This window comes from Flavobacterium sp. IMCC34518 (genome assembly GCF_027111095.2).
Classification (GTDB): Bacteria; Bacteroidota; Bacteroidia; order Flavobacteriales; family Flavobacteriaceae; genus Flavobacterium; species Flavobacterium praedii.
In genome coordinates this window covers 1,326,268-1,343,405 of record NZ_CP114284.2, presented here as the reverse complement: position 1 = coordinate 1,343,405, position 17,138 = coordinate 1,326,268, and the positions used below count along the sequence as shown (strand labels likewise).

The 17,138-nt window shown below is 31.9% G+C and carries 13 protein-coding genes; 3 read left to right on the top strand and 10 right to left on the bottom strand.

The features are described from left to right. Positions 1–8 precede the first annotated feature (8 nt). From OZP06_RS05910 to OZP06_RS05890, 5 genes are all read right to left on the bottom strand, one after another. Complete coding sequence (locus OZP06_RS05910) at positions 9–737, bottom strand: polysaccharide biosynthesis/export family protein (RefSeq protein ID WP_269224068.1); 729 nt, start codon at positions 735–737, stop codon at positions 9–11. A gap of 24 nt (positions 738–761) precedes the next feature. Continuing rightward, a complete protein-coding gene (locus tag OZP06_RS05905; RefSeq protein ID WP_269224067.1) occupies positions 762–1,196 on the bottom strand; it encodes a response regulator in 435 nt (144 codons plus the stop codon). A gap of 141 nt (positions 1,197–1,337) precedes the next feature. Beyond that, positions 1,338–5,156, bottom strand: a complete 3,819-nt coding sequence (locus OZP06_RS05900; protein ID WP_269224066.1) for a PAS domain S-box protein — start codon at positions 5,154–5,156, stop codon at positions 1,338–1,340. 2 nt (positions 5,157–5,158) lie between these two features. Continuing rightward, a complete protein-coding gene (locus tag OZP06_RS05895; RefSeq protein WP_281324350.1) occupies positions 5,159–6,301 on the bottom strand; it encodes an FIST N-terminal domain-containing protein in 1,143 nt (380 codons plus the stop codon). Positions 6,302–6,306: 5 nt separating this feature from the next. Further along, entirely contained in the window at positions 6,307–7,656 is a 1,350-nt protein-coding gene (locus tag OZP06_RS05890; protein ID WP_281324349.1) for a sigma-54 dependent transcriptional regulator, read from the bottom strand. Between the two features lie 330 nt (positions 7,657–7,986). Here OZP06_RS05890 and OZP06_RS05885 point away from each other — a divergent pair, with 330 nt between their 5' ends. Together OZP06_RS05885 and OZP06_RS05880 are read left to right on the top strand one after the other, a co-directional pair. Then, the gene (locus OZP06_RS05885) at positions 7,987–8,685 is read left to right on the top strand and encodes a PH domain-containing protein (RefSeq protein ID WP_269224062.1); all 699 of its coding nucleotides are present in this window, start codon (positions 7,987–7,989) and stop codon (positions 8,683–8,685) included. Between the two features lie 126 nt (positions 8,686–8,811). Beyond that, entirely contained in the window at positions 8,812–10,014 is a 1,203-nt protein-coding gene (locus tag OZP06_RS05880; protein ID WP_269224061.1) for an FAD/NAD(P)-binding oxidoreductase, read from the top strand. A gap of 56 nt (positions 10,015–10,070) precedes the next feature. On the opposite strand, the gene OZP06_RS05875 is transcribed toward OZP06_RS05880, so the two are convergent. From OZP06_RS05875 to OZP06_RS05865, 3 genes are all read right to left on the bottom strand, one after another. Next, positions 10,071–11,171 carry a DUF4407 domain-containing protein gene (locus tag OZP06_RS05875; protein WP_269224060.1) on the bottom strand — a complete coding sequence of 367 codons (1,101 nt, stop codon included), beginning with the start codon at positions 11,169–11,171 and terminating at the stop codon, positions 10,071–10,073. A 371-nt stretch (positions 11,172–11,542) separates the two neighbouring features. Continuing rightward, positions 11,543–13,144, bottom strand: a complete 1,602-nt coding sequence (gene pckA / locus OZP06_RS05870) for a phosphoenolpyruvate carboxykinase (ATP) (protein WP_269224059.1) — start codon at positions 13,142–13,144, stop codon at positions 11,543–11,545. 64 nt (positions 13,145–13,208) lie between these two features. Beyond that, positions 13,209–13,610, bottom strand: coding sequence for a DUF423 domain-containing protein (locus tag OZP06_RS05865; protein ID WP_281324348.1), 402 nt, complete (start codon positions 13,608–13,610; stop codon positions 13,209–13,211). 313 nt (positions 13,611–13,923) lie between these two features. Here OZP06_RS05865 and OZP06_RS05860 point away from each other — a divergent pair, with 313 nt between their 5' ends. After that, entirely contained in the window at positions 13,924–15,294 is a 1,371-nt protein-coding gene (locus OZP06_RS05860) for a saccharopine dehydrogenase C-terminal domain-containing protein (protein WP_281324347.1), read from the top strand. 83 nt (positions 15,295–15,377) lie between these two features. Here OZP06_RS05860 and OZP06_RS05855 read toward each other — a convergent pair whose 3' ends face one another. Continuing rightward, on the bottom strand, positions 15,378–16,721 hold the full coding sequence (locus OZP06_RS05855) for a M56 family metallopeptidase (RefSeq protein ID WP_269224058.1): 1,344 nt from the start codon (positions 16,719–16,721) through the stop codon (positions 15,378–15,380). Then, positions 16,718–17,089: a BlaI/MecI/CopY family transcriptional regulator gene (locus OZP06_RS05850; protein ID WP_269224057.1), complete on the bottom strand. Its 372-nt coding sequence runs from the start codon at positions 17,087–17,089 to the stop codon at positions 16,718–16,720. Before OZP06_RS05850 ends, OZP06_RS05855 begins: the two co-directional genes overlap by 4 nt. Positions 17,090–17,138: the final 49 nt, after the last annotated feature.

Below are 17,138 nucleotides of genomic sequence, written 5' to 3'. Positions count from 1 at the left end.
TTCCTTTTTTAAAATAAGCCAATTAAAATCGCAGCTGTTGTTATCGTCGTGGTAAGAGGTATAATAGTGGCTATACGTTTGTCAAATTCTTTGTTCTTTTTGGAAGGAACAATTACTACGTCGCCAGGATGAAGCTGTATATTGGTGTTTACAATATCATTATCATTGGTCAAGTCAAGATTGGTTATTTTTACAGTTGTTCCTACTTGGCGAAGTATTTTAATTGATTTTAAGTTGGCATAAAAGTCGAAACCTCCCGATTTACTGATCATTTCGAATAGTGTCACATGATCTTTATCTATTTTTATCGTATTTGGATTTTTGACTTCACCAAGAATTGTAATTTCTTTATTCAATACTTTGATATCTACTATTGGATTCACCAGCCATTTTTTAAGAGCAGTTCTCAATTCTTCTCTCAATTCAGGAATTGTTTTGTTTACTACAATAGTTGGCCCAATTTTAGGAATTTCGATACTGCCATTTGTATCGACCATAAGCCATTTTCCATATACTTCATTTGAATCATATATTCCATAAACCGAACCTACGCTCAAATTATCTTCGCCCCAAACAGAAATAGACAGTTTGTCATCTACTCTTATTTTATATTGATACGTTGAATCATATAGAAATGCAGCTTGATCTACAACAGGTTTTTTGCTGACCAATAGATTTTCTGTTTTACAAGATGTAAAAAATAAAGACAGTAAAAGTATTTTTAAAATTGTTTTCATTTGGGGTACTATTTAATAATAATCCTAGAAAATGGATAAAAATCGTCTTGTTAAAGAAGGATTCGTTTTTTTGAGTTCTTCTTTTACTTTTATGATTTTAGAAATAATTAAATCCATTTTTTCACAAACCATTTTATCCTTTATGATATAATCAAAAGCGCCATATTTTAGTGCGTCCACTGCTGTTATGATGTTTTCTTGACCAGAAATCATCACCACATAAATATTGGGATTTTGTCTTTTTATTTTTTTCAATACTTCAAAACCAGTAATGTCTTCCATATTATGGTCCAAGAAAATAATATCTGGTTTTTTATCAAGATTGTTTAAACAATCATTTCCATTACTATAATAAGTAATATCCGTATAATTTAAGTTCAATAAGTATTGTTCGTACATATTGGCATAAAACATATCGTCGTCTACGATAAAGAATTTAAATTGAGCTGAATTTTTCATAGTATATGTTATTTTGATAACAGCTATACCAATATCAAGCCAAAATTTCTAAATCATTGAAAAACAAGCGATTACCTGTTTTTTATGTTTTTATTTTTTCCATATTTTGGAAAATTTTTCCATTTAAATAAAAATAAAGAATTATTTATTAAGCTCATTTTCATTAAGTAAGGAAATGACTTGGAGTAAAGTAGATTTGATAATCGAAAAAAGAGACGTTATTTGTTCTTTGTCTATAGTTTCCTGTGCTACTTTTTCAAGGGATTTCATCTCCTCTTCGATAGATTTTATACCTAAACTTTCTACACTTGGTTTTATTTTATGAATCAATCTGCCTATTTCGGAAAAGTCATCAACAGATATTGCGGTTGTGATGTTTTCTATTTCAGTAGTAGTTTGTTTTATAAATAGGTGAATCATTTTGGTTACAAATTCCGAGTTTCCTCTGCTTAAGTTGTTTAGAGAGTTAAGGTTATAAAGATTTTCAGTATTCAAAGGTTTGTTTTCTTTAAAATTCGCAATTTTTTTATGTACAGTATACTTTGCAATGGTATTTAACAGAATTGTTTCGTCAAACGGTTTTGTCACATAATCATTCATCCCAGCTTTTTTGCATTTTTCGATTTCGGCTTTAAAGGCATTGGCGGTAAGCGCAATAATAGGAGTAGTCAATTTAAAATCGTTTCTAATAATTTGGGTGGTTTCATATCCATCCATTTCAGGCATTTGAAGATCCATTAGGATAATGTCAAAATTTTGGTTTTTCAAAATAGTAATGGCTTCCATTCCATTTTCCGCCTCGGTAACAGTACAATCATAATATTGCAGCGTATTTTGCGCAACCATTCGATTCATTTCATTATCCTCAACCAATAAAATAGAAAGTCCATTGAGTTCTACCATCTTTTCTTGTTGTTTTAAATTCGCAATGTTTTCAGGATTTCCTTTTATAAAACTGGCATAAATACGAATAGTGGTTCCTTCATTTTTTTTACTTTGAATGTCAATTTTTGCATTCATTAATTGAATAAGTTCATAGGTAATTGCCATACCTAAACCAGTTCCGCCAAATTTTCTAGTAATGGTTTTGTCTTCTTGCGAAAATTTCCTGAAAATATTTTCAATAAAACTTTCATCCATTCCTATTCCCGTATCAGATATAGATAGGCATAATTCCTGAAAGGTGATATTGTCCTTAATTAGTTCACATTCTATAGATATTTTGCCTCTTGAAGTAAATTTTAAAGCATTTCCAATGAGGTTATAAAGTATTTGCTCCAATCGTAAGGTGTCCCCTTTTAATACGGTATTTACTTGATCCGAAATTTTAAAATTGAGTTTTAATCCTTTCTCTTTGGCTTTTGGTTTTAGAATTCGGATAACATTTTTGATAGAATTTTTAATAATAAAATCTTCTTTTTCAAGGGCCATTTCACCTGCTTCAATTTTAGAAATATCCAATATGTTATTAATTATGGAAAGCAAATGTTTGGATGCGATAGAACTGTTTTCTATGTATCTTTTTTGAATTTCAGTAAGTTCCTGTTTTTCTAGTTCTCTCAAAAAGCCAATAATTGCATTTAGAGGAGTTCGTATTTCATGACTCATATTGGCCAGGAAGGTTTCCTTTGCTTTAGACGCTTCTTCGGCTTTAATTTTCTCTGCCTCAAGGTCTATTTCAAGTTGCTTTTGCTCAGTAACATCTAAATGAATCCCTACTGAACCGATAAGGTTTCCATTGTCGTCATAATTGGGACCTCCACTGATGGTCCACCACTTGAGTTCACCTCTTTTGTTTTTAATGGGAACTTGATATAAGTCGGATATGCCTTGTTCTCGTAATTCTATTTTCGAGGATATTTTTTCTTTATTTTCCCCAAAAACAAATATATCTGATGGGTTTTTCCCCAAAAGCTCACTCACTTCGTATCCAGACATCGTGGCAAAACTCTGATTGACAAATTGTATAATCTCATTATTGTCAACTTCTATTAAGCCTAAATTCATGTTGGCAATAATATTTCGATATTTTTCTTCTTGAAATCTTAAATTGGATTCCGCTTTTTTTCTTTCGGAAATATCTTGAATAAAAGAACAAAAGAATAACTCATCATTTTCTCTAATAGGTACTATTGAAATTTCAATTGGAAATTCTATACCCTTTTTGTGCAAAGCTGGAAGCTCTATTTGTTTGTTTAATATTGGACCTTCTCCCGTATCAATATAATGTTGCATTCCTTTAGCATGTCCAGCTACATGTTGTTTTGGAATAATGGTTTGATTTAGTGTTTTTCCCAAAACCTCATTTTCGGACCAACCAAAAATAGATTCTGCTTGACTGTTCCAAAAGGTAATCTTTCCTTTTGTATCAATCATTATTATTGCATTCAAAGAGGCGTTCATAATATTACGGGATCGCTCTTCGCTTTGTTCCAGAAGTTTTTGATTTAGAATTCGATCGGTGACATCCGTATATTTCCAGAGATGTCCTTTGTATTTGTCATCAATAAAAAGAGGGATATAATCTCTTTCATAAAATGTATTTTTGCTTGTTTCTATTAGTTCTCCAATTATAGTTTTTCTCTGTACTAAAATTTCTTTAACTCTCGATACAAAATTATCGGGTTGTTTGTATAAAAGTTTATTTTCTTCAAATTTTATCGAAAAATCAATACCTTCTTCGTTCTCAGGGGTTGTTTTTTTGTTTTTCTGATCCCAATACAACTGATTTGAAAAAAGAATAAATTGGTTTTCATCTTCAACCAATATTCCAGATTTGAGGTTATTTAGTAATGTTTTTAAGAGTTCAACAGTTCGATAAAGCTGGTTTTCGGCTTCTTTTCTTTTAGAGATATCTTGAATAAAGGCACAGAAAAACGTTTCTCCATTCTGATTGATTGGAATAATGGAGACTTCCGTTGGGAATATAGTTCCTTCTTTATTGATGGCATCCAGTTCTACTTGTTTGTTTAAATAATAGTCTTCACCGTTAGCCAAATAATGCTTAATTCCATTGTCATAATTCTCTTTACTATAATTAGGAACGATGTAATCTGAAAATATTTTACCTACTATTTCTTCTTTTTTCCATCCAAATATAATCTCGGCTTGTTGGTTCCAAAACGTTATTTCTCCTTTGTCATCTACTGTGAGTATGGCATTTAGCGAAGCATTCATGATCTGTCTGCTTCGTACTTCACTTTGTTCTAATGATATTTGGTTTTGAATTCTATCGGTTACATTATTATATTTCCAAAGATGTCCTTTGTATTCATTATTTATATAAATCGGGATGTAATCTCTTTCTAGAAATCGATTGTCCGAAGTTTCTAGTAATTCATTGGTCACAATTTCTCTTTTGGCTAATATTTCATTAATTCTGGAACAAAAATGTTCTGGTTTTTTGAACATCAATTTTGAATCTTCGGCCGAATTTGTGCAATCAAATCCAATCATAGATTCTGGATTTAAAGGTATCGAGAAAATAGAACAGAACATTAAGTTGGTAAACAGAATACTACGGTTTTCATCTTCAACTAGTATTCCAGAATTAAGATTGGCCAGTAAAGTTTTTAATAATTCTACTGTTCGGGATAGATTTTCTTCAGTTGCTTTTCTTGATTCTATTTGTTGGTTCAAATACCTAGAAATAAAGAGTAAATCATCAACATTGTCATCTGGATTTATTCCTAAAAAACTGTCGTCTAAAGTTTCAATACTGTCGTATAAATTTGAAATGGATTCTTGTTTTAAAGCATACTCTTTTTTCAAATTTTGATTGATTTCATGGTATTCTTTCTCGCTTTCCTGAAACGAATGATCCATCAATTCTTTATCTCTTTCAAATGAAAAATAGGAATCGTTAATGGATTGTAGAAAAGTTTGCAACATTGGATCATTTACCAATTCATTTGGTAGATACTTTTTGATTTGTTTTTGTAGTTGTTTATGAAAATCCATACTTAATCGATTTCGTTTAAACATGTAATAGTCATGGTTTGATTGTGTAATTCACAATTAGCCATTGGTTTGAGAGGCGAAATTTCACCATAGGAATAGAAACCAGTGAGTAGGGTTTTGTCACCAAATATTTCCGAAACGGCTTCAATTTCTTCTTCGGTTCTATTGCTTAATATGAGTTTTCTTCCTACACAACTTATTAAGATTGCCAATTTTGGATTACTCGTATTCATTTTTAAACAAGTAGAAGCAGCATCGCTAGCAGCATCAATCAAACGATCAAAATTGGCTTTCATAAAACGAACTTTACTTCCTAAAGGAATGTCACCTGCAAAAGTCATCGACTGATTTTTTTCGTCAATAGATAATATGGTACGTACAATTGGATCTTCACTTTCATTTAATTTTATGGATAAAGGAAATAATAATGCAGACCCTGGTAGTTCATCAGCATATTTGCCCAAGTAGGTTTTATACAAATCAAGCGCATTTTTGCCGTCTATCTCAAATAGCACATTATCGGTTGCTTTTGTAACAGTTCTTTCGAGTCCAAAACTTTCCCAACCCCCAAGAGATCCATGAGATACTTCCAGTTGGGAGCCATAAAAACCAACTGCAATAATTTTGCCTATTTCTGGCACTTTATTTAAGCCTACATACGTTTTTTCAAATTTGGCACCATCTCCAGCTAATCCTCCAGTAATTAATACGGATTCCTTTTTGGCATGATTCATCCCTTTTACTAGTTCACTGCCATTTACTTTTCCTCCATCAGAAAGCACAAACACAAGCTTTAAATCTTCCTGGGGGAAAGTATTTATTAAGGATGAACCAGCTTCAAAACTGGTTGAAAAATCATTAATATCTACTTCAGATGTTTTTATTTTGGTTTTTGAAAATGATATAGCTGTAATTGAAATGGTATTGTCAATAACTTCATTGTCATAAATTTCTCCAGAGGAGGAACATAAAAGTATTTCTGCATTTGGAAATTTATTCTTTATGGCATCAAATGAATTTGGATTCGATATCAAGTCACGTGACCCGAATCCAAGGACTAAATGTGCTTGATCCAAAATTAAATTTTCTTTATTTTTTCCTTCAATAAATGAATTTTCTTTATAAAGTGATGCTGCTACTTTCATATGTTTTATTTTTTTAAATCCAAAGACTGAATTAAATTGTAAATGGTTGATTTACCTATGTCTAGTTTTTTTGCCGTTTTTAAAACATCATTGTTATTCTTTTTTAGGTAGTGCATTATAATTTCAGCATTATATTCTTTTAGTGTTTTCTCTTCCGAAAGAAAAAAATCGGTATCATGAATACTGTTAAATGAAAAATCATCGGCAAGAATTTCATTTGATTCACACATTACACAAGCTAGATCTATAACCGACTTCAATTCACGAATATTTCCCGGAAAAGGATATTTCAATAATTTATCCTTTGCTTCTTTAGATAGTATAATTGGTTTCATTTTATTATCTTTTACAAACAAATCAATAAAATGCTTTGCCAATAGCAAGGTATCATTTCCTCGTTCTCTTAAAGGCGGCAACTCAATAGGTAATCCTATAATTCTATAATATAAATCTTCTCTAAAAGTTCCTTTTTTGACCTCTTGAGCCAAATCTTTATGAGTTGCAATAATTAACCTTGCATTGAATTTTATTTTTGTGGATCCACCTAATCGTACCACTTCTCTTTCTTGTAAAACTCGAAGTAACTTACTTTGAAGATTCAAATCCAATTCAGCTATTTCATCCAAAAAAATAGTGCCTCCATCGGCTTGTTCAAATTTTCCAATACGTCTAGTATCAGCACCTGTGAAAGCCCCTTTTTCATGCCCAAAAAATTCACTTTCTACTAATTCTTTTGGAATGGCGGCCATGTTTACCGCAATAAAAGGCTTGCTTTTTAATTCGGAATTATAATGTATGGCTTTGGCAACTACTTCTTTACCTGTTCCGGTTTCTCCAGTTATCGAAACATTTATATTGGTATTGATCGACTTGTTTATTTTATTAAAAACACTTTTTATAGCTTCACTTTGACCAACAATTGTTTTTTCAAAGCTAAATTTCTGTTCTAATTTTTCTTTGAGTTCTTCAACTTCATGGACTAAGTTTAGATTCCCTTTAATTTTAATAATCGAGTTCCACAACAAGTCTTTGGTGTGGTTGTTTTTTACAATATAATCGTCAGCTCCAGATTTTAAGAATTCTACAGCTACTTCAATATCTTCTTGTCCACTTATGATTATTATTGGAATCGAATTATTGATTTCCTTTATTTTTTTTAAAAGCAAATCTCCAGAAATGTCCGGCAAACCAAAGTCCAAACAAATAATATCGGGCTTTAAATACAAATGACTTAAACACTCTTTTCCTGAGTAAAAAAGATGAACTTCAAAATCTGGATTTAACTTTAAATGGTATTTTAAGGTTTCACCAAAAAAAGCATCGTCTTCAATTAGAAATATTTTTATTAGACTCATAGCGTTTTTTATTTACTTTCATCAATTAAAGGTATGAAATAAAAGTAAAGCTTTTCTGTTTTATAACAAAAAAAACGGTATTTAGTCGATATAAAATGACATTTAATAGCTAAAAACGGTTTTTTTAGTCTGAGAATTTCAAATTATTGTGTCGAATTAGAAAATAGACATTACTTTTGTAGTGAAGATAAGAATTAAAAATATATTTTAAAATATATTCTGCACACTATTAAAAGGTTATAAAAAAATTTGATAAAGTGCATCTGGAATTCAAAAAAAATTCTCTCGATAATTTTCGTGGGGTTATAAATAAAAAAACATTATTTACTGATGAAAGAACAAATTAAAAAGTTTTTAAACGAAGAACAAGATCCAAAAGCAATTGAGAAAGTTACATCAAAATTGAAGGATATTTTAATGAAAAATGAGGAAGTTGGATATATTGCTGTGCAAAAAAAACCTGCATTGACCGTTCTTCCAGACAGTATTGTAATGACCAATAAAAGAATAATTATCTGTCAGCCTAAAAATTTGGGCTTGTCTATGAATTTTATTGATTACACATGGGATGATATTGAAGGGACTTTTGTCAAAGAAAATATTCTTGGATCAGAATTTTCTTTTTCAACTAAAACCGATATGCAAGTTTCGATTGATTATATTCCGAAGATTCAAGCCCGTAAAATATTTACATATGCCAAAGAACAATTGGATATTTTAAAAAATCATACAAATTTTGTTTCGCCTGTTACCGAAGAAATTGCTCCGACATTAATTGAAGAGTCTGAAATGATTGAAGAAATGGAAACAGAAGAAATTACGGATTATGCCGAAATTATGCCAGTAGTTTCAAATTATGCGGAGCCTATAATTGACAATACCTTCACTTCAACCGAAAAAAGGCCAAGTGAATTGACACAAGACGAACTTTTTGCAAAGCTTCAAAACTATAAAAAGTTACTCGATAATGGTTTAATTTTACAAGGCGAATACGACGCCTTCAAAAAAGAGATTTTGAGTTATATGTAGTCTATTACAAAAAAAATAAATCAACCCGACACTTCATACATGTCGGGTTTTTTTTGGTCTTGTGTGATAATTGTTACTGTTTAAATTATTTTGTGAATTTAACTTTACACTATAAAATTTAAAATTATGACAACGACAGTAGTAGTAGGAGGGAGCTTTGCTGGAATGACGGCAGCACTCGAAATAAAAAGAAAAGGCAAAGAGGAGCACAAAGTAATTTTGATAGACAAATCCCCTTTGTTTTTATTTATTCCATCCCTTATTTGGGTGCCTTTTGGAAGAAGAGAAATAAAAGATATTTCTTTTAAAAAAGAAGAAGTATTAAAGAAAAAAGGTGTTGATTTTGTTCACGCAGAAGCCCTAAAAGTTGATACTACAACCCAAACGGTGTCTACAACCAAAGGGGATTTTAAATACGATAATTTAGTAGTGGCCACAGGTCCAAAAGTGAAATATGATATCGCCCCAGGAGTTGAAGAATTTGCTCATTATATAGGTACTCCAAACGGGGCTATGAAAATCCGAACTACCTTGGAGGAATTCAAGAAAAACCCAGGGCCTATTGTAATTGGTGCTACTCAAAATGCAGGTTGTATGGGAGCTGCTTATGAATTTTTATTCAATATCGAAAAATGGTTACGGGAACAAAATATTCGCAAAAAAGTCGATTTGTATTGGATTACTCCCGAAGATTATTTGGGACATTTTGGAATAGGAGGAATGCCAATGGGTGAAACCATGCTCAAAACTTTTATGAAAATGTTCAATATTCACTACAGAACAGAAGTCGGTGTAAAAGAAGTTTTTGCTGATGGAGTAGAATTGTCTAATGGTGAAGTTTTACCAAGCCGTTTTACCATGTTGATGCCGCCCTTTGTAGGTGTTGAGTTTGTTACAAATTCGCTAGATCTTAAAGCTACTCCTGCAGGCTATATCCCAATTGGAGACGATTACAAACATCTTTATGTTCCAAATGTTTGGGCAGCAGGAATTGCTGTTGATGTAAAGTTGCCTTTTACCCCAAAAAGCATCCCGTTTGGATCTCCAAAAACAGGCTACCCATCTGATGAAACAGGAAAAATTGTAGCTGAGAATATTATACGTACTGCCAAAGGAAGAACAGATTTGGTGAAAAAATCTTGGGGACGAATTCCTGGACTTTGTATAATGGATGCTGGAAAAAAAGAAGTACTTATAATATCCAGTTCCTTGTTTAAACCGCGTTCTTTTGCAATTATGATTCCTAATATTCTGTATGATTTTAATAAAGTTTTACTCGAAAAATATTTTCTTTGGAAAACTAAAAAAGGATTTGCATTTTTGCCCTAACTTGATTTTGATCAATAAAAAAAAGCCTTTCAGTTAATGCTGAAAGGCTTACTTAATTATAATGTTTTCATTTGCTTCTCCACAAAATTATTCGATTGCTGCTCTAATAATTCGGTTGCATTCTTTCTTTGCAAATTATAAAGCTGTTTATCTTCGGCAATATCAGCATAAACTTTATCATGCATCGTTGCACTGGTTTTTATTAAGAGCTGACGTTGGTATTTGTCTTGTTCGATAGTAGCTTTGAGTGCCGTTTCTAAGTCTTCCAATTTATAATCATATTCTCCTCTGGGTGATAATAATTTTGCAATAATAGGAGAGGTTTCTATTGCCAAAAACAATAGCATAATAAAAAAGGAAGGAAGCCAAGGCAATTTATTCAAGGCATTTATTCGAGCCATCAATCCATCAAATCCATCAATGATAGGTTGTGTTTCAGTTACTTTTTTGTCCAAATCGGTTTGCAAAGTTTTAGTTCCTTTTTCCAAAACAGCAATTTTGGCCAAATTGTTTTTCCGAATGGTATCCAATTCATTTTTTGCCAAATCGTGTTTGGCTATTTTTTCTTTAAAAACGGGGCCTTTGCCTAGTTTTTTTGTACCGGCAGTTCCTTCAGCTTCTTTAATGTAGGTTTCATAGAGTGTGTTTACTTCCTTTTCTTTTGCTATGATTTCTGCTTTTAGACTTGTAATTTCGGTTCTGTTCTTGGCTAAATCCGATTGAAAATAGTTAGCGACTTCTTTTTTGTTGTTTAAGGCCATCGCATTTTTTTCTTTTAATAAAACCGTATTGATTTCTTTTTCAAAAATTTTGATTTCCAAAGGTTTTGAAATCACAATAGCAATGATGAAAGCCAATATAATTCGTGGAGTAGCTTGCAGAAATTCATTGGAAAAACTATCTCTTTTTCGAATAGTGGAGACAATAAAACGATCTAGATTAAAAATGAGTAAACTCCATACAAAGCCAAAAAGTAAAGCGGGAATAACGTTGTCAAAAACGGTAAAAAGGGCATAAGCGCTGGCAATAAAAGCCATTACAGCAGTAAAAAAAACAGTGGCACCAATACCAACAAATTTGGTTTGTTCGCCATCAGAGCAGCCTTCAAGTAGCTTCTTGTCGGCCCCTGAGCAGAGGATGAAAAATTGTTTTAACATGATTGATTTGATTTTTGATTGATGATGCAAATTTAAGGCCAAAAAGTTAATATAGACCTAAAATGTTGATTTGTTTTTGGTTATGTTTTTAATTCAAAAAAAAAAAGAGCTGTTCAGTAACGGAGGGCACTGAAAAAGTCCCTATTTTCAAAAATCATTAAAAAAAGCGATTAAATAAGGCTTTGATTTTATTTAATCGTCTTTTTTTAGTCAAATTTAATCTTCTTAGATTACAAGGGGCTTATAATAACTAAAAGGAGCGAAACCATAGTGTTTTCGCTCCTTTTCAGTTATTTTCATTTTCCTTATTCGAGAGACTTTTTCAGTGCCCTCCAGTAACGAACAGCTCTTTTAATAAATTAATAATAAACTTAGGCAATTGGAGCACCAGCCAATATTTCGGCATTGGCGAATTCTTTAAATTTAGCAAAATTATCTTCAAATTTTTGAGCCAGTTCACTGGCTTTTTTATCGTATAATTCCTTGTCTTCCCAAGTATTTCTAGGATTTAAAATTTCGATTGGAACTTCTGGACAAACTTGTGGAATAGCAATTCCGAATACGTCATGATTTACAAATGCAACAGTATCCAATTCTCCATTTAAAGCTGCAGTAATCATGGCACGGGTATATTTCAATTTCATTCTACTTCCTGTACCATAAGGGCCGCCAGTCCATCCTGTATTGATAAGCCAAACTTTTACATTGGCATCTTTCATTTTTTTGCTCAACATTTCGGCATATTTTGTTGGATGCAGTGGCATGAATGGAGCACCAAAACAAGCTGAAAAATTGGGTTGAGGTTCAGTAACTCCTGCTTCAGTTCCCGCTACTTTTGCGGTATATCCAGATATAAAATGATAGGCCGCTTGTCCAGCAGTTAATTTTGAAATTGGAGGTAAAATTCCATAAGCATCTGCCGTTAAGAAAAATATGTTTTTTGGATTTTCCCCAATAGATCCTGGTTGAATGTTATCAATATGCTCGATAGGGTAGCTAACTCTTGTGTTTTGCGTGATGGAAACATCTTCAAAATCAACTTCATTGGTTCCTGATTTGAAAACAATATTTTCAAGAATGGCTCCTTTTTTGATAGCTCTAAAAATATCAGGTTCGTTCTCCTCAGTAAGATTGATTACTTTGGCATAACAGCCTCCTTCAAAATTGAAAACGGTATTCTCATTTGTCCATCCATGCTCATCATCACCAATTAATTTTCTCTCAGGATCTGCAGATAATGTTGTTTTCCCTGTTCCTGATAAACCAAAAAAGATGGCTGTATCTCCATTTTTTCCAACATTAGCGCTACAATGCATTGGCAAGGTATTTTTGAAAACAGGTAAAATAAAGTTCAAAGCCGAAAAAATCCCTTTTTTCATTTCTCCTGTATATCCTGTACCACCAATTAAAGCAATCTTTTTTGTGAAATCTAAAATAGCAAAATTGCCTTGACGTGTTCCGTCGATTACTGGATCTGCAACAAAACCAGCTGCACAAATTACGGTCCACTCAGGAGTAAAATGCTCTAGCTCTTCTTTTGTAAGTCTCAAAAACATATTGTGACAAAACAAATTGGCCCAGGCAGTTTCTGTTACCACACGCACATTTAATTTGTAATTGGTGTCTGCGCAAACATAAGCATCTCTTACAAATACTTCTTTGTTTGATAAGTACGTAGTCACTTTTTTGTATAAAGCATCAAATGCTGTAGGCTCAAACGGAATATTTACTTTACCCCACCATACTTTGTCTTGGGTGATGCTATCTTTAACAATAAAACGGTCTTGTGGAGAGCGTCCAGTAAATTCTCCTGTAAGAACTGCTAAAGCTCCAGTAGAATTTTCAACTCCTTGTCCAGTTTGAATAGTAATGTCTTGTAACTCATTTGGAGTCAGCTGATATTGAATCGTTGCATTTTCAATTCCCAATTCTTTTAACGAAATCGATTTCGTAATTAAGGCGTAGTTGTCCATAAAAATAAATATTTTTGAGTGTTGTTTATTTCACTGCAAAAGTATAATTATTTTTTTATTCTATTTAAATATTATTTTTCTTTTTTTTAGGCGCTATTAAGTCAAATATTAAAACAAACCATGCTGAAATAAGAAATAAACCACCAACAGGAGTAATGAAACCCATCATTTTGAAGTCAATATGGGTCAAAGAGTTGGTCGCAAGGAAATAAATAGAGACAGAAAAAAAAGTCACTCCATAAACAACTAAATTATAGATTCTTTTTTTGATTTTTTGATTGATTATCGTAGTTGTTCCAATAAATAATAAAAATAAAGCATGGTACATTTGATACCGTACACCCGTCTCAAAAGTGGTGAGTTGTTCTACAGACAGTACTTTTTTTAGGGCATGTGCTCCAAAAGCACCTAATATTATAGCAACCATTCCAAATAGTGCGGCTGTTGTAACTATTTTTTTATCCATTTTTTATGTATTTTTCTTAGACAAAAGTATTCTATTATTTTTAAAGAAAAAGAATTTATGGCTGAACTTTGAACGTATTTTTTTTAAACATAATTGCATAATTTACTTAGGTTTTATTCGTTTTTAAGAAAAACTAAATTTTATTTAAAATGTTTTTTCAAAAACAACTTGTTATAAATACAACAATATTGTATGTTTGTGTTATAATTATGTATTTCATTACGAATAATACAATTTTAAATAAAGATAAAAATATCCGCTTTTTATTTAATGGCAGAATCTTTTAATCGCGATTGTAAAATAAAGACAACTCATGAGAACAATTCTTATTATTGGTGCAGGAAGATCGGCTTCTTCTTTGATTCAATATCTTTTGAATAAATCGGAATCAGAAAATTTGCATCTTGTAATTGCTGATTTATCTTTGGCTTTAGCCGAAAAAAAGACAAAAAATCATCCGAATGCTACTCCTATTGCTTTGGATATATTAGATAAGGAGCAAAGGGGGAAAGCCATTCAAAACGCAACTATAGTAATTTCGATGTTGCCCGCTCACCTCCATATAGAAGTAGCTAAAGATTGTATTGTTTATAAAAAACATCTGGTTACTGCATCCTATATAAGTGATGCGATGCAAGAATTGGATGAACAAGCCAAAGCAAACGGCCTAATTTTTATGAATGAAATTGGACTTGATCCTGGAATTGATCATATGAGTGCGATGAAAGTAATTGATGAAATTAGGGATCAAGGTGGAAAAATGCTTTTGTTTGAATCTTTTTGTGGTGGTCTTGTAGCTCCTGAATCGGATACTAATCTTTGGAATTACAAATTTACTTGGGCACCAAGAAATGTTGTGCTTGCTGGACAAGGCGGTGCAGCAAAATTTATTCAGGAAGGGGCTTATAAATACATCCCTTATACGAGTTTGTTTCGAAGAACAGAGTTTTTAGAAGTAGAAGGGTACGGTAAATTTGAAGCGTATTCGAACAGGGATTCACTGAAATATAGAAGTGTTTATGGCCTTGATGATGTGCTTACCTTATATAGAGGAACTATTCGTAGAGTTGGTTTTTCCAAAGCTTGGAATATGTTTGTTCAATTAGGAATGACAGATGATAGTTATAGTATGGAGAACACGGAGAATATGACTTACAGACAATTTGTGAATTCCTTTTTGCCTTACCATCCAACTGATTCCGTCGAAATTAAAATGCGTTTAATTCTAAAAATTGATCAAGATGATATCATGTGGGATAAGCTATTGGAATTGGATTTGTTCAATCGCAATAAAAAAGTAGGGTTAAAAGATGCCACACCTGCTCAGATTCTTGAAAAAATATTAGCCGAAAGTTGGTCGTTACAGCCCAATGATAAGGATATGATTGTAATGTATCACAAATTTGGATACGTTCTTGATGGTGATGAAAAACAAATTGATTCCAAAATGGTTTGTATTGGCGATGATCAAATCTATACTGCAATGGCAAAAACAGTGGGATTGCCGGTAGCGATGGCTACTTTGTTGATATTAAATGGAAAAATAAAAACACCAGGTGTGCAACTTCCTATTCGAAAAGAAGTATATCAGCCAATTTTGAAAGAATTGGAAGAATATGGTGTGCTGTTCCATGAGCAGGACATGCCCTATGTGGGATACAATCCCGATAAAGTTTTTAGTTAAGGTTTTTTTTTAATTTTTTTTAGATTTTTTTTTTAGATTTTTTTTCAAATCCGCTCCGAAAGAGGCGGATTTGTTGCTATTATCTATTTGTTTTCTGGTTCGATTTGAATTGGCAAACTGTATTTTACCCTTACCATCTCATTTTTTTCTTTTCCTGGTATCCATTTTGGAGATAATTTTAATACTCGAATAACTTCATCCGCAGTTCCAAAACCCATATCCTTTAGAACCTCGAATTCAGAAAGTGTTCCGTCTTTTTCTACTATAAAAGTCAAAAAAACTTTACCACCAGTTTTTAATTCTGCAGGGACTTTAAAATTGGTACCAATAAATTTATAAAATTCTAAAACTCCTCCTGGAAATTCTGGTTGTGTTATCTCCGTTATAGGATTGGCTTCAGTATTAATAGAATCTATAATTTGATTTTTTTGGGCTATATTTTTTTCTATTATAGTTGGATTTAATGTATTTGTTTCTTGAAGAGATTCTTTTTTATTTGGAAGATTTTCTTTTTGAATTTCATTTTTGGAAATGCTGTTTTTAGTCTGAACTAAATGTATGGATGGGTTTTCTCTAGCCACAGTTTTAATTGAAATACAATAGAAAACAGCACCGAAAACTGGAATTAAAGCGATTTGTTTTAGAATGGCTTTGGTTTGTGTTGTGTTTTTTGTCATCATAAGAAGTCTTTTTTTGGTCGCTAAAAAGGTTAAGTTGCTAACTAAAAGAAGAGGCTGCTTTACATTTGCTTTGGATACCAGTAAAGATTGATAAAACGGAATGTTTTCATAAGAACGTATCACAAATTCATCGGCCAAGAATTCATGGTTGAGTTGAATGGCTTTTTTATAAAAAATGAAAATCGGGTTAAACCAAAATATTGTTTTCAAAAATTCGATTAATAGAACGTCCAAAGTGTGAATCTGCCTTACATGTGTAAGTTCATGAGCATATAATTCAGCTTCGATGTTTCTGTTGTTATAATCAGTTTCATTAATGAAGATATAATTAAGAAAAGTATATGGAAGTATTTTTTCTGGTATCAAAACGAGTTTGGCATTATGATAATCTAGCGTTGTATTCGTTTTTATTTTGGCAGTGATTTTTAGAATATTCCTAATGAATCGGATGCTCCAAAATAGTGTAATTATTCCATAAATTATCCAAAGCCAATAAGTGGTATAATTTGTTTCCTTTATTATTTGTGAGCTTCCTTGTAAAAACAGAATGTTTGCTGGGTTTTTTACAGATTGGATTATTTCGGTTGAAAGTTCTATTGTAATGAAAGGAATTACAAATGAAAAAACAAGACTGAACAATAAGTAAAACCTATTGAATTGGTTCATTTTTTCTTTTTCTAACACTAAATGGTAAAAGATTAAAAGAGCCAAAAGGCTGATCGAGGATTTGATTAAAAAGTCAATCATTTTTTCTTTTTTTGAATTTCACTATCAATTATTTTTTTGAGTTCTTCCAATTCAGATGCCGATAAATTGGTTTCGGTGGTAAAGAAAGAAGCAAATTGCGAAGCCGAATTATTAAAGAAATTGCTAATCAATCCGTTTACGTGTTTCGAGAAATAATCGGTTTTTTTGACCAATGGATAATATTGTCTTGAGTTTCCAAATTCGTTATAAGCAACGAATTTCTTGTCAATCATTCTCTTTAGTAAAGTGGCAACTGTTGTAGTGGCCGGTTTGGGCTCTGGGTATGCTTCGAGTAAATCCTTCATAAAGGCTTTCTCGAGTTGCCAAAGATGTTCCATTAATTGTTCTTCGGAGTTGGATAGTTGCATGTTTTATTTTTTTATATTTATAATTGAAATTGCCATTGCCTTTGAAATT

What these genes read in the sequence shown, in the direction of transcription:
- OZP06_RS05885 (WP_269224062.1), top strand. Translation starts at nt 7,987, where the DNA reads ATGAAAGAACAAATTAAAAAGTTTTTAAACGAAGAACAAGATCCAAAA.
- pckA (WP_269224059.1), bottom strand. Translation starts at nt 13,144, where the DNA reads ATGGACAACTACGCCTTAATTACGAAATCGATTTCGTTAAAAGAATTG.
- OZP06_RS05895 (WP_281324350.1), bottom strand. Translation starts at nt 6,301, where the DNA reads ATGAAAGTAGCAGCATCACTTTATAAAGAAAATTCATTTATTGAAGGA.
- OZP06_RS05855 (WP_269224058.1), bottom strand. Translation starts at nt 16,721, where the DNA reads ATGATTGACTTTTTAATCAAATCCTCGATCAGCCTTTTGGCTCTTTTA.
- OZP06_RS05860 (WP_281324347.1), top strand. Translation starts at nt 13,924, where the DNA reads ATGAGAACAATTCTTATTATTGGTGCAGGAAGATCGGCTTCTTCTTTG.
- OZP06_RS05890 (WP_281324349.1), bottom strand. Translation starts at nt 7,656, where the DNA reads ATGAGTCTAATAAAAATATTTCTAATTGAAGACGATGCTTTTTTTGGT.
- OZP06_RS05905 (WP_269224067.1), bottom strand. Translation starts at nt 1,196, where the DNA reads ATGAAAAATTCAGCTCAATTTAAATTCTTTATCGTAGACGACGATATG.
- OZP06_RS05880 (WP_269224061.1), top strand. Translation starts at nt 8,812, where the DNA reads ATGACAACGACAGTAGTAGTAGGAGGGAGCTTTGCTGGAATGACGGCA.
- OZP06_RS05910 (WP_269224068.1), bottom strand. Translation starts at nt 737, where the DNA reads ATGAAAACAATTTTAAAAATACTTTTACTGTCTTTATTTTTTACATCT.
- OZP06_RS05900 (WP_269224066.1), bottom strand. Translation starts at nt 5,156, where the DNA reads ATGGATTTTCATAAACAACTACAAAAACAAATCAAAAAGTATCTACCA.
- OZP06_RS05850 (WP_269224057.1), bottom strand. Translation starts at nt 17,089, where the DNA reads ATGCAACTATCCAACTCCGAAGAACAATTAATGGAACATCTTTGGCAA.
- OZP06_RS05865 (WP_281324348.1), bottom strand. Translation starts at nt 13,610, where the DNA reads ATGGATAAAAAAATAGTTACAACAGCCGCACTATTTGGAATGGTTGCT.
- OZP06_RS05875 (WP_269224060.1), bottom strand. Translation starts at nt 11,171, where the DNA reads ATGTTAAAACAATTTTTCATCCTCTGCTCAGGGGCCGACAAGAAGCTA.